Origin of the sequence: Legionella nagasakiensis (genome assembly GCF_900639915.1) — a bacterium.
Classification (GTDB): Bacteria; Pseudomonadota; Gammaproteobacteria; order Legionellales; family Legionellaceae; genus Legionella_A; species Legionella_A nagasakiensis.
Genome location: NZ_CAAAID010000009.1, coordinates 21,016 through 34,325, shown reverse-complemented (window position 1 = coordinate 34,325; position 13,310 = coordinate 21,016). Strand labels below are relative to the sequence as shown.

Below are 13,310 nucleotides of genomic sequence, written 5' to 3'. Positions count from 1 at the left end.
TGAGCCAAATACAGACGTTCGGTGGGTGAGGCGAAGCAGTTACATTACCCTTTGCCTTGATCTTGTACAGAATAAGCAGCAATGGTTGCAGCAATAATCGCAGCCTTTTGCGTCGGTAAAGATTTATTGGAATAACGCAACCACTCCGGATGAGCCTCCAGTAAGCCCGTATCAAACAAACCTTGCTGAAATTCTTGAGAGTTTAACATTTCAAGATAAAACGGAATGGTTGTTTTAACGCCAAATAGACGCATTTCCCGCAAAGCACGATTGGCTCGGCGCAGTACTGCTGGCCAATCAAGGTCCCAAACTGTTAATTTCGTACATAAAGAATCATAATCAGGCGGAATATTATATCCTGTATAAATCGCGCTGTCGGTACGTACCCCCGGACCACCAGGAACATAATAACGCGTCACTCGACCAAAACTTGGTAAAAAATCATTTTGCGGATCTTCGGCGTTAATACGAAACTCCATGGCAATGCCCCGTCGCACGATATCTTCCTGACACATATTAAGTTTCATGCCCGCAGCGATACGAATTTGCTCTTGGACAATATCCACGCCAGTAATCTGTTCCGTAATTGGATGCTCGACTTGTAAACGTGTATTCATCTCTAAAAAATAAATATTATTTTGATCATCAAGAATGAATTCTACAGTGCCAGCATTGGTATATCCTACAGATTTTGCAGCCTGAACGGCATAGCCATACAGGGTTTTTCGAATATTATCATCAAGTTGTGGAGCCGGCGCAATTTCAACCAGTTTTTGATGACGCCGTTGAATGGAACAATCGCGTTCAAATAAATGCAGTGCTTGTCCGTGGTGGTCGGCAAGAATTTGCACTTCAATATGGCGAGGATGACTGATTAACTTTTCCATAAATACATGCGCATCTCCAAACGCCTTGCCAGCCTCCGATTGCACACGTATGAATTGTTGCCTGACCTGCTCGGCATTATGACAAATACGGATTCCACGTCCTCCACCACCAAACGTTGCCTTCAACATAACAGGGAAAGTCAATCGCTCAGCACAGGCAACGGCTTCGTCAGGGTCTGCAAGATTACCATCACTGCCTGGGATCACAGGAACACCGGCTTGCTTCATCACTTTGCGCGCTTCCACTTTCGAGCCCATTGTGGCAATAACAGATGAAGAGGGCCCAATAAAAACGATTCCTGCTTGTTGACACGCTTCGGCAAACTCAGGATTTTCTGATAAAAAACCATACCCCGGATGAATTGCCTCGCAACCAGTGGCCTTGGCATATTCAATAATGCGCCGGATGTTTAAATAAGCATCCAGAGGGTTTTTACTGAGACAATGCGCGTGCGATGCCCGCTTTACATGCAACGCATAACGATCGGCTTCACTGTATATAGCAACGGCTGCAATATCCATATCTCTGCAAGCCTGAATAATTCGCAAGGCAATTTCACCACGATTACTTACAAGAATTTTTTTAAACATCCATTTTTACTCCATTAGGTTCTGTTTGACAGTGCTGCAACAAGCACGTTCTGTCAAACAAAAATCAAAACATCAAGCATTAGGTAGAAAACTTAATAAAGCTTAGGCACGAGCCAACGTTTCCCTGGCAAGGGTAAGCCGACGTTCAACTTCTCCTAATGCCGCTTGTATAGCCAATGTAGTTTGTAAGTCAGGCAATTCCTCACATTGGAGCAGGCGGGTTGCAAGTGCCTGTTGTTGTTCATTTAACGTTACAATTTCATCCTGCAATGAAGCAAGCCACTGATGGTGAGTACTCATCGCTTTGATGCCAACATGATTGCTTGATTTAATGGATTGCATGTGTTCGTGTCTGGAACATAGTGCTACAAGGATATGAATCTTCCGGGCAACTTTCTCGGCAAGATAGCGAGCACTTCTCTCACTATTCTGGATTTTTAATCGCTCCAGATCAGACTTAATTTCTTCAACACAGGATTTTGAGGTAATATCAGGAAAAGAATAAAACACACCTTGGGGAATTGTTTTCCAACTTAACGGCTCCAAGTTCTCTAATTTCCACAGCAATTCAGGCAATCTTGCAGATAGCTGCAAAACCGATTCGATTCTATTATTCATACTGAAATCCAAGTAAATGGCTTATTAGGATTATAGGCATCGGCAACAAAACCTTGAACTTGGTCGCCAATACGATAATTACACGGCCGATGTAAATGCCCGCTAAACAAATTAAACAGGACATCCGGATAGCAAGCTTTTAATTCATCCAGTGCTGCTGCCAAAGCCTGCGAATAATAAACGGTACGTTTGGCTTGCCAAGATTTAACTGAGTCATTTTCCCAATAAGCTTGTCCAGGCGGTACATGCGTTAACAGATAAATTTTTTTAATGGCCTTATTAATTCCTTGCTGACATTTTATTATCAATTGTTCAGCATCTTTTTTAGCTTCCTGATTCATGTGCGCTTGCAAAGAAGCCAACGTGTTGCCCCGCCAGTCTTGAATTTCATCACCATCCCATGTTCTTTCTAACAAAGGAATTCTACCTGTATTCGCCCAACCATCCACACCAGCTAACAAGACATCATTGCTTATTAAAGGTGGCATGGCCGTTAAGTAATACGCATTAGGATAATCTCTCATAAGTTCAACCGCCTTGGAACGGGCTTCAGCAATATGCAATCCATAAAAATCATGATTCCCTAATACAAAATAAACGGATGTTTTTATTTGCTCTAAAAGCGTTGCAAGAAAGCGCCAATTATAAGGCGGGTCTCCAATATCACCGGTTAGCCATATTACATCGGCTGCAGCATTATAAATACGGCCTAACAAATGTTGATAATCCTGTTTGGATAATCGGTCAACATGCAGATCCGTTAACCATAAACAACGGTGTTTCATAGTGCTTCCTACCTAAATAGCTTAACCAAAAGACTTTAATAAACTTATACTTTGCGCTAAATTTTGATCCATCATACCTCAAACACCATATGGGAAGTACCAGACCATGACAAGGAATGCAACTAAAAAACAGATTGAATCTACGCTGGAATCAATTGGCATCACCATCAATGGCAGTCAACCATGGGATATACAAATTCATAATAATGAGGTGTATTCTCGCTTTATCCAGCAAGGCTCACTTGGTTTGGGCGAAGCTTACATGGATAAATGGTGGGACTGTGAACGCTTGGACATGTTTTTTGATCGCGTTTTTCGTGCAAAATTAGACACAAAAATAAAAATACCATTTCGCGTATTTTTTACCCATGCGCTGGCAAAACTCATTAATTTTCAAAATAAACAAGGAGCAAAACAAGGTGTCAGCCATTATAATATTGGGAATTCTTTGTTTCAGGCCATGCTGGACAAAAACATGGTATACAGTTGTGGCTATTACAAAGAAACCAATAACTTAGATGAAGCACAAATTGCCAAACTGGATTTGATCTGTAAGAAACTGCTGTTAAAGCCCGGGATGCGTCTTTTAGATATTGGCTGCGGTTGGGGTGGCCTTGCAAGATATGCCGCCGAACATTACGGCGTTCGTGTGGTAGGCATTACCATTTCAGAACAACAATACGAATTTGCAAAACATCATTGTAAAAATTTAGACGTTGATATCCGCCTACAAGATTATCGTGATATTCAGGACGTTCCTTTTGATCGTGTCGCCTCAATTGGCATGTTTGAACACGTCGGTCACTTAAATTATAAAGAATTTATGCAGGCCATTAACCGTTCACTTGCCAATCAAGGTTTATTTTTATTGCATTCAATCGGTGTGGATAAAACGGCCTCTCTTGCGGATGAATGGATAAGAAAATATATTTTCCCTCATGGCATGCTGCCGTCCATAATCCAAACGGCCACGGCAACGGAACCCTTTTTTGTCATGGAAGACTGGCAAAATTTTGGGGTGTATTACGATAACACGCTAATGGCATGGCATCAGAATTTTGTTGAACACTGGGAGCAATTAAAAAACCAATATGATGAACGTTTTTATCGCATGTGGACTTATTACCTCTTGTCCTGCGCCGGCGGCTTTCGCGCCCGTAGTATGCAGCTTTGGCAAATCGTTTTTTCCAAGGGGGGCCTGATTGATGGATACATGGCGCCAAGATAAGTACTAAAATGTGCTCTATACGAAAACATACGAGGAAAAAATGAAGAATAATTACATCATTGAGCGTATGACTAAAAAAGAGGTGCAACTTGCGATCACTTGGGCAACCAAGGAAGGATGGAACCCGGGTCTTTATGACAGCCACTGTTTTTACCAGACCGACCCACACGGTTTTTTTGCAGGCAAATTGAATGGTAAGCTCATTGCCACAGGCTCAGCCGTCATTTATGACGATCAGTTTGCATTTTGTGGATTTTATATTGTTGATGAAGCTTATCGCAATCAAGGCTATGGATTGACTTTAACCAAAGAGCGATTGACTTACATTGGACAACGCAATACCGGTATCGATGGTGTCACCAATATGCTCGATAAGTACAACCGTCTTGGTTATCAAATAGCGCATAATAACGCTCGTTATGAAAGCAAAACATCTTATTCTGCCACTAAAAATAAAGCTATTGTTCCCTTAACGCAAATCGACTTTGACCATCTAGTTCACTATGACCGCCGTCATTTTCCCGCCTTTCGCCCCACCTTCTTACGATGTTGGATTAACCAGCCTCAAGGAAAAAGCCTAGGCTATATTAATAATGACCAACAACTTCAAGGTTATGGAGTCATCCGATCCTGTCAGCAAGGATTCAAAATTGGCCCTTTATTTGCTGATACGCCTGACATCGCTCAGAAATTGTTTCTGAATTTAGCGAGCCATGCTCATGGCCAGCCCATTTATTTGGATATCCCTGAAAATAATCCCGATGCCATTCATTTAGTCCAACATTATCAATTTAAAAAGGTATTTGAAACCGCACGCATGTATCTAAAAGGTCAGCCCCAAATAGAATTAAATCATATTTATGGCATTACTACCTTTGAGTTAGGATAAAGCATGAAACGCGATATGGTAGGTTACGGCAGGCACGCCATTCCACTCCAATGGCCCAATGAAGCTAGAATTGCCATAAATTTTGTGGTGAATTATAAGGAAGCCGCGCAGGAGTTTGGCGTCTTATGCGTTTATTTGATCAAGACAATATACCGGTTACTTTTTTTGTAACTGGCTATGCCTTAACGTTGAATCCCGTCTTTTGTGATTACCTACGTGAAACGAATCATGATATTGCAGGGCATGGCTGGCGCTGGATTGATTATGCCACTGTGTCAAAAGAGGAAGAAAAAAACACATCCGGAAGTGTATGCAAACCATAAAACAATTAACCAGAAAAGACATCCATGGTTGGTATAGCGGCAGACGCAGTGAACATACGCGCCAATTACTGCTGGAGATGGGGGGATTTCTTTATGATTCAGATAGTTAATCTGATGATTTGCCTTATTTTGAAGACGACCATTTAATCATTCCATACACGCTTGATTGTAACGACTTCCGATTTACCACCACCCCAGGCTTTAGTATGGCCAATGATTTTTTAACCTATCTTAAATGCGCATTCACTTGTTTATATGAAGAAACAAGAATAAGTGGTCGCCCAGGACACTGCATGGCAATCAAACATTTTATAGAATTTATTAAAACGTTTTCGAACGTCTGGATAGCAAGACGAATGGATATTGCTCAGCATTGGTTATCTCAGAGCAACAAAACACCATTGGATACTTAAAAAATCATTCTCAATAATTTGCGAATTTGCTAGCATAGGCCTCTTTTAATCAAGCAGTAACATGATGACATTAAAAGAATTATCTGCTCTTTTTACCGCAAGACTGACCGAAGACATTTCTTTTGCACCCGTTCGACGCCCACCTGCAACACCACGCCGGGATCGAACGTCTAAACACACTCTTTACCCCATAGAACACTTGTCTGAGCTAATCACAGAGCTTGAAAAACTCGATGATGATGAAGGGAATAAAAAATTTAGCGTCCGCTATCTCGTCGATGAAGAACATGTATTGTGGTTAGCGCGCGAAGGCAAGCCTGGGCGCTACGTACCTGCTCATCGACAAATGCGGGAGAGCTGCCTGGCCGCCGGGAATATTTTCTTTTCTAAAGATTTTACTCAAATTACTAAAATAAACCACCAAAGCGGCGATTTTCATCCAGATGCAGCAAGTCTCCTATGGCCATTAGCCATTTTAAACAGTATGAAAGCACCGCTGTCTGATTCATGCGTCATTGAAATCGGCCACCTTTCACTATCCGGTGACTTTGAAATAGCGTCGGAATTATCACTCACTTCTGAGGAAATGACATTCATCTTATCAGACAGTGTTGCCGTGCAAGAAAAATTGATTGCCGCCAACCATGGGAAAACGCTGCAAATCATGGAATACGTTGCTCCTGCCAGATATCCAAGATTTTTTCCAGACGTTACTTCAGCTGACGATGATGCTTCCCCCATAGGTGAATCACTACAGGCACGCCGATTATTCTAGAAACCTATAACGCCCTACTCCATCATCGCCAGTTCTTGCGCTGTTTGACGATTTATCTGAGATTTTGCAGTAATGAAAGGCGGCAGACACATCAATATCAATCCTACAATTAAGGTAAACTCATAGCGACTGATGCTACCGACATTAATGCCCTCGGGAGGCAGAAAACTCACTACTAAGGTGACAAACGCCCCCAGAATGCCTATGCCTGCAACCGTAAGCAAACCGATCATCCCTCCAGGAATGCGGAATGTTCCTTGATGATGCGGCATCTTAAGCCGCAATTTAATGGCAGCAGCAAACATCAATAAATACATTAGCATGTAAAGTTGCGCTGCCAATGCGGTCAACAGCCAATAAGATCCATTTACGCTGGGCATAAATAAAAACAAACTGGATAAAATTGTTACAATAGCTGCCTGACCTATCAACATAACCAATGGGGCATTGTGCTGATTCGCTCGTTGAAATACCGGCGGTAAATTACCATCTCGGGCCGCGACCAACAAACCTTTCGTTGGGGCAATAATCCAATTGCTGACACCACCAAGCCCACCTAAGACTAACATCACCGCAATGACCGGCATGAACCATGTCAGATGATAACGGGCAAAAAAGGCATCAAACGCCTGCATGATGCCTGCAACCAAGTTAATGTCTTGTTGCGGCAGGACCACCGCAATGGCTAAAGAACCTAAAATCAAGGTACTTAAAATAATCACCACAGAATTAATAAGCGCATAGGGAAAAGCACGTTGGGGATTGTGTACGTCATTGGCGTGCACGGTTGCAATTTCAATGCCGCAAAAGGACATCATGATGGCCGTCAAAGACACCCACATGGAACGGTCCTGCCAATGAGGAGCAATATCTTGCACGGCAAAATGAATTTGCATTGGATTGCCGCCAACAATCCATGCCGCTCCCAAACCAATGATTAATGACATGGGTAATAATAAACCCGAAATAGCGCAGATATTGCTGAATAAGGCGGAAGAGCGCATGCCGCGAAGATTAATAAAAGTAACGCCCCAGAAAGAACAAACAATAATCAGCCATAAAAAATAAGGATTACCAGCCAACGAAGGATTGATTAAATAACCGACCGTTCCAGCAACAAATGAAAGAATCGTTGGATACCAAATGACATTCTCAATCCATTGTAACCAAATAGCGAGAAACCCGATTCGTTTGCCAAACGCCTCTCTTACCCAAATGTAGATCCCTCCCTGCCTTGGCCAACCTGAAGCAAGTTCAGCAGAAACTAACGCCGTAGGAATCAGAAAAAAAATAGCGCCGAAGATGAAAAAGAATATTAACTGGCTGCCAAACAGGGCGGTGGCAGGTAAGTTTCGGATGCTATCCACTGAACCGACCGTTATCATAGTAAGGCTGAACACAGTCAACGCATGTTTTTTATTACTCATGACGTTCCTTCTCTGCATGTATGCAGGACAACTATAGACCAAAATACTTTGTACCGCACAAACAAGCTGCCTCAGTAGTCACAACACCATCTAGGGATTTATAAATTCATCAAACTAGATTGATGTCCTATTTATTAAATTAAAAAGTGAAATCTTCTGGCCGATAGACGATGTATTTCTGTCCAATATAAATAAAAGGTTACTTTGTACGGGACAATTTTGTATTCGCTTGAACAATTGCCATCTCCGCGCAGGCGGAGACCCATACTGGTAGTGGTATTGTGCCATATCAGGAATGGTTTCCCGCCTGCGCGGGAATGACAAATTCAATTTTTGTCCGGTATAAAGAAAAGGTTATTATACAGTCTTTATCTTAAAAAAACCTTAATAATCGCACAAAAAAAATGCAAAAAGGCAATTTTATCAATATTGAAATTCACTCACTTTGTCGAATAGTAATCTGATAAGCAGCTTTAATTTCTTCAGGACAATTTCATTAGAATATGTTAGGTTATAAAAAAATATATCTAAAGATAACGTATGGCGAGCGACAAACCAATCAAGACGAAAGCCAATAAAGCGCTAACCTATGCCAACTATCTGAAGATTGACACATTGCTCTCATTGCAACAACCAAGATCCACAGGACCAGAACACGATGAAATGCTTTTCATCATCACTCATCAGGTCTATGAGTTGTGGTTTAAGGAGCTACTCCACGAATTAGACCGTGCGTGCCACCTTTTGTATGATGGGCATTTACATCGAACACAGCACACACTCAAACGAATTCTCATGATTTTTCAAGTACTGATTGCTCAGATCGATATTCTGGAAACCATGACACCACTCGAATTCCTGACCTTTCGAGAACGGCTGGAGGCAGCCAGCGGGTTTCAGTCCGACCAATTTCGGCAAATTGAGTTTATACTCGGCAAAAGATCGGCTAAAGCCATGAAATATTTTCCCGCGAACAGCCGCGCCCGAAGAACCCTTATACGACGTTATCAAGATCCAAGTCTTTGGGATGCATTTTTGCACTACCTCAGACAAGAAGGCTATCCAATTCCTAATGAACAGTTAACGCGCGATGTTACGTTGCGTGTGCAATCATCAACAGATATTCAGCAGATTTTGATCAACATTTATCATCAAGATCCAAAGAATGCAGAATTGTGCGAATGGTTGATCGATCTTGATGAAGGTATGGAGGAGTGGCGTTACCGCCATATGAAGATGGTCGAACGCACAATTGGAACTCGGCCAGGGACAGGTGGATCATCCGGGGTTACCTATCTGAAAACCACACTCAGCGACCCGTTCTTTCCAGATTTATGGATGATTAGAAGTCAGTTATGAGCAAAATTAAGTAATGGCCAAACACTCCAATCTACATCCGATCACAATCGCAAGCCTCTCTCGTACACCGAATGCTCTCGCGCCACATTACGCTCGATTCCGGGTATCAGAGCGCTTGCTTCTCACTGGACACTCTCATCAGGCATGGCCAGATGTCTCCTTCAAAGGACAACAGCAAGCTTGGCTTGACGCAGCCACATTTGTCGATGAAAAATGGGAAAAGGCCGAAATACAAGCAGAATACGTTCGGGCTGGCTATCGACGGCTCTTGAATGATCCATATGGCGATATTGCACTGGGACAAAACACGCACGAACTCATAGCAAGATTAATTTCTGCACTTCCGCTTGCCCGACGGTCTCGGCTTATTACCACCGATGCTGAGTTTTACTCCATTCAGCATCAGCTCGATCGTCTCGCTGAAGAAGGTCTAGAGATTGTAAAATTCCCGGGGCGACCAGCAGAGACAGTGGCTGAACGCATAGCTACAGCAGTTGATAACCATACCGCCTGCGTATTGATCTCCTCTGTCTATTATGAAAACGCCGAAATCGTACCTAACCTTGCGATGATAGCAGAAGCATGTACAAAATTCGGAGCTGTCTTGTTGATCGACGCATATCATCACTTAAATGTCGTACCGTTTGATTTGTTCTCAATGGGCCTCGGTAATGCATTTGTTACCTGTGGTGGATACAAGTATTGCCAACTCGGAGAAGGCAACGCCTGCTTGCGGATACCTCCTCACTGTGAATTAAGACCAGTGCTCACAGGCTGGTTCAGCAAAATTGAAAAACATAGGTACATTTCGAATCAAAAAAAAACCAAGCTGCGGCGATAGCGCCAAGCGCTTTGCTGGTGCTACATACGATCCTACTTCACATTATCGAGCAGCCACTGTGTTTCATTTTCATGAACGCATGGGACTGACACCAACGCTGTTAAGAAGGATAAACCAACACCAGATTAACTTGCTGAAAAATAGCTTTGAAACGCTCGATGTGGATCCAGCTATTGCCCATGTAGAACCCATCCCGCCTGAGCGTCAAGGAGGCTTTTTAGCCATCCGCTCACCCTATGCAAATCATCTATTCACCGAACTCTTAGCTCGTAAGGTCTTCACTGATTTTAGGAATAACCTGCTGCGCCTAGGGCCAGCACCATATCTCACAGATAAGCAACTTCTAGAGGCAAGCTCTCATCTTGGCGCCATCTTAAAAGGCAAATTTTAGATCAACCTTAAAATCAGATACCTAAAGAAATTGAAAATATAAAAACTGATATTTTTAATAATGAAAACTATTGATCGAAAATGTCCCATTTTACGCAGTGTGAATTGGCATTCCTCAGATTCATTTTGATATTTTCAAAATGCAGATAATGTTGAACAGTGCAGGAAGATGAACTCAATTGATAGACCATTTCTCCAGAGGCACATTCCTTAAATAGGATCAATAGATGAGCATGGACTGCTCACGTTTTTATCCCTGTGCAAGTTTATCATCAAAAAACTTTGCACAAAATAAAACTATTAAGTTACGATTGATTAAGTTTCATTAATTATAAAGGCATGAAACATGCAATTTTTCTTAATGATTTTCATTTTGTTATTCAGCAACCTATTTTATTCTTTTCCCTTATATGCCAATGAAGCTGAGTTTTCTGCAACACTCTGCCATGATGCAGACAAAATTTTCACAAATGCGACCTTTCTCACCCTGAATCCCAAACAGCCAATCGCAAAAGCGCTTGCTGTCACCAAAGAACGGATCGTGGCCGTAGGTGATGAGAAGCTATTATTCACCCATTGCCGTGGGCAAGATACAAAAATAATTGATTTAAAAAATACAACCGTCACTCCAGGGTTTATCGATGCCTATTCTCAATTTGTTCTCTATGGATGGCTTGCTAATAATGCGATTGATTTGTCAAGCACGAATGTTTTTCAGCGCAGTGACTGGAAGCCCATAAAAACGCTCGATCAGTTTTTAACGGTAATTAAAACTCATAAAAAAGACTCGGAACAGTGGCTAATTTTCAGCGGTTATGATGAAAGCCGAATCCGTGGAGAACCATTAACAGGAACGCTGCTGGAAGAAATTACAAACGACTCTCCGGTGATTGTCTTTTATGCTTCAGGAGAAAAAGCTCTTCTCAATCAGGCTGCTATCAATAAAATCAAAGATGAAAACAATGGTGAAACAATGACCATTGAATCGAATGGCACGGTCCATGGTGCCTCATTAAATAAGCTATTATCAACCTTGATCACGACAAATGAAGCTGCCAAAGCCATTAAAACGGCGGCAAATCATTACGCCCGCCAAGGCTATACCACGATCACGCAAGTCTATGGGCCAGGCGATTGGTTACGAATTTATGACCATGAAACGAGGATGCCCCATTTTCCTGTTGACGTCATCTATAATCCAAGCACACTGGCGGATAAACAACGCCTTAATGTCATATTTCAAGATAATCCACGCTTGTATTCAGGCCCATTGTTGCTCCAGGTTGATGGCATGGCGCAAGATTTATCAGCGTACTTAACTCAGCCTTATTTTCAATCCTCTTCTATTCATGGGCGCAATTGGCATGGCTCTCTTAAACAATCACCTAAAAAGATTGAGCAAGCAATGTCGCAAGCAAACAAAAAGGGATTCGCTATAGCATTCGATAGTCATGGTGATGCCGCCACAGACTTTTCATTAAACATCATCCAGAAAATGCAACTGACCTCCCAAAATCATGGACCAAAACCTGTGATTTTCAACGTACAATATATCCGAGATGACCAATTAAATCGCATGCGCCAAATGGGCATAAAAGCAAGTTGGTTTGGTCCCTATCTTTATTATTGGGGAGAATCTATGTGTTATGAAGGGCTAGGATCTGAACGCGCACATCGCAGTAATCCTTTAGCCAGTGCAAAAAAGATCCTCGGAAGTATCAGCGTTCATGCTGGAACACCGTCGGCACCGCCTACACCTTTACAGATTATGAATTGGTTAACAACCCGAAAAGTACAAAGATGGAACTATCCAGTAAATCGCAAATGCCCACAATATTTTGCAATTAACGAACGGATAAGTACAGAAGACGCCTTGCGAATGTTTACTATCAATGCAGCAGAATTTTATGGTATTGATGCAGATAAAGGCTCTCTCATTCCCGGAAAGCTCGCAGATATGAGCATACTAAGTGGTAATCCATTGGAAAACAATGCTCAAACGATTAACGTTTTAGGAACAATAGCCCGAGGTGTATTGCATTGGAATAGACCTAATAACTCAAATCATTAAAGCCCTAGGCTCTGTGCACTTATCTTTTATCATAGCAAAAAACTGGCGAAAGATAAGTGCACAGAGCCTAGAGCAGGTCGTCACGAAATTAAAGTATCTATTTGTCGTTTACGCTGATTTCTCATCGTAAACGTTGGCCGCTTAATACCTCAAAAATAGCGCTAGGTTGGTTTTCTCCACCTAACTCGCCAGTCAACAAAGCATCAACGCCTTCTGGAAACTGCAAAGACAAACTTTTCAAATGACGAGCAGGAAGCTGTCCACTAACATTTGCACTAGTCGATACAACAGGGCTTGCAAGACATAATTGCCGAGCAACAGGATGAGCGCTCATACGAATCGCTATTGTGTCATGATCACCACAAAGCCAATCAGGAATTAGATTAGATTTAGGAAACACCCACGTAACTGGCCCCGGCCAGCTTTTCCGAACGTTCATTAGCAGGGTATCTGGGACAAACCCTACTAAAGGTTCCAATTGAGTCCAATCGGCAATCAGCACAATTAAACCCTTGTTAACCGATCGCTGCTTTAGCGCCAGCAATCGCTCAACGGCTAATTGATTAAATGGATCACAACCCAAGCCATACACCGCTTCTGTTGGATACGCAATAATTTTTCCCTGACTTAAAAGTTTCCGGGCGGTTTTAAGCTGATTAATAATTTTCATCGTTAACACAGATTAAAGGTGGCGAGAGATTATGACCTAGATT

The 13,310-nt window shown here is 42.2% G+C and carries 15 protein-coding genes; 10 read left to right on the top strand and 5 right to left on the bottom strand.

Features of this window, described 5'->3' with window-relative positions; translation table 11 throughout:
* Positions 1-44: 44 nt before the first annotated feature.
* The 3 genes from E1O52_RS08560 to E1O52_RS08550 all read right to left on the bottom strand — a co-directional run bounded on the left by E1O52_RS08560 (position 45) and on the right by E1O52_RS08550 (position 2,881).
* A complete protein-coding gene (locus E1O52_RS08560) occupies positions 45-1,478 on the bottom strand; it encodes an acetyl-CoA carboxylase biotin carboxylase subunit (RefSeq protein WP_133128300.1) in 1,434 nt (477 codons plus the stop codon).
* Positions 1,479-1,580: 102 nt separating this feature from the next.
* On the bottom strand, positions 1,581-2,096 hold the full coding sequence (locus E1O52_RS08555) for a hypothetical protein (protein ID WP_133128299.1): 516 nt from the start codon (positions 2,094-2,096) through the stop codon (positions 1,581-1,583).
* Positions 2,093-2,881: a metallophosphoesterase family protein gene (locus tag E1O52_RS08550; RefSeq protein ID WP_133128298.1), complete on the bottom strand. Its 789-nt coding sequence runs from the start codon at positions 2,879-2,881 to the stop codon at positions 2,093-2,095. Before E1O52_RS08550 ends, E1O52_RS08555 begins: the two co-directional genes overlap by 4 nt.
* A 106-nt stretch (positions 2,882-2,987) precedes the next feature.
* Between E1O52_RS08550 and cfa the strand changes: the two genes are divergently transcribed.
* The 6 genes from cfa (at position 2,988) to E1O52_RS08530 (ending at position 6,509) form a co-directional block, all read left to right on the top strand.
* Complete coding sequence (gene cfa, locus E1O52_RS08545) at positions 2,988-4,109, top strand: cyclopropane fatty acyl phospholipid synthase (RefSeq protein ID WP_133128297.1); 1,122 nt, start codon at positions 2,988-2,990, stop codon at positions 4,107-4,109.
* A 40-nt stretch (positions 4,110-4,149) separates the two neighbouring features.
* Positions 4,150-4,998: a GNAT family N-acetyltransferase gene (locus tag E1O52_RS08540; RefSeq protein ID WP_133128296.1), complete on the top strand. Its 849-nt coding sequence runs from the start codon at positions 4,150-4,152 to the stop codon at positions 4,996-4,998.
* A gap of 125 nt (positions 4,999-5,123) precedes the next feature.
* Positions 5,124-5,321, top strand: coding sequence for a polysaccharide deacetylase family protein (locus E1O52_RS13360; protein ID WP_242602213.1), 198 nt, complete (start codon positions 5,124-5,126; stop codon positions 5,319-5,321).
* Positions 5,309-5,431 carry a hypothetical protein gene (locus E1O52_RS13400; protein WP_278043948.1) on the top strand — a complete coding sequence of 41 codons (123 nt, stop codon included), beginning with the start codon at positions 5,309-5,311 and terminating at the stop codon, positions 5,429-5,431. Before E1O52_RS13360 ends, E1O52_RS13400 begins: the two co-directional genes overlap by 13 nt.
* A gap of 96 nt (positions 5,432-5,527) precedes the next feature.
* On the top strand, positions 5,528-5,734 hold the full coding sequence (locus E1O52_RS13355) for a polysaccharide deacetylase family protein (RefSeq protein ID WP_242602212.1): 207 nt from the start codon (positions 5,528-5,530) through the stop codon (positions 5,732-5,734).
* Between the two features lie 61 nt (positions 5,735-5,795).
* Positions 5,796-6,509, top strand: a complete 714-nt coding sequence (locus E1O52_RS08530) for a hypothetical protein (RefSeq protein ID WP_133128295.1) — start codon at positions 5,796-5,798, stop codon at positions 6,507-6,509.
* A 14-nt stretch (positions 6,510-6,523) separates the two neighbouring features.
* On the opposite strand, the gene E1O52_RS08525 is transcribed toward E1O52_RS08530, so the two are convergent.
* Positions 6,524-7,936: an APC family permease gene (locus E1O52_RS08525; RefSeq protein WP_133128294.1), complete on the bottom strand. Its 1,413-nt coding sequence runs from the start codon at positions 7,934-7,936 to the stop codon at positions 6,524-6,526.
* A gap of 540 nt (positions 7,937-8,476) precedes the next feature.
* Here E1O52_RS08525 and E1O52_RS08520 point away from each other — a divergent pair.
* The 4 genes from E1O52_RS08520 (at position 8,477) to E1O52_RS08510 (ending at position 12,597) form a co-directional block, all read left to right on the top strand.
* Positions 8,477-9,295, top strand: coding sequence for a tryptophan 2,3-dioxygenase (locus tag E1O52_RS08520; protein ID WP_133128293.1), 819 nt, complete (start codon positions 8,477-8,479; stop codon positions 9,293-9,295).
* 13 nt (positions 9,296-9,308) lie between these two features.
* Positions 9,309-10,136 (top strand): aminotransferase class V-fold PLP-dependent enzyme, encoded by an 828-nt coding sequence (locus E1O52_RS08515; RefSeq protein WP_207384195.1) that lies wholly within the window; start codon positions 9,309-9,311, stop codon positions 10,134-10,136.
* A gap of 58 nt (positions 10,137-10,194) precedes the next feature.
* Positions 10,195-10,527 carry a kynureninase/PvdN C-terminal domain-containing protein gene (locus E1O52_RS13285; protein ID WP_207384194.1) on the top strand — a complete coding sequence of 111 codons (333 nt, stop codon included), beginning with the start codon at positions 10,195-10,197 and terminating at the stop codon, positions 10,525-10,527.
* A gap of 345 nt (positions 10,528-10,872) precedes the next feature.
* Entirely contained in the window at positions 10,873-12,597 is a 1,725-nt protein-coding gene (locus E1O52_RS08510) for an amidohydrolase (RefSeq protein WP_133128292.1), read from the top strand.
* 121 nt (positions 12,598-12,718) lie between these two features.
* Here the strand turns inward: E1O52_RS08510 and tsaC are convergent, their stop codons facing one another.
* Positions 12,719-13,267 (bottom strand): L-threonylcarbamoyladenylate synthase type 1 TsaC, encoded by a 549-nt coding sequence (tsaC, locus tag E1O52_RS08505; protein WP_133128291.1) that lies wholly within the window; start codon positions 13,265-13,267, stop codon positions 12,719-12,721.
* Positions 13,268-13,310: the final 43 nt, after the last annotated feature.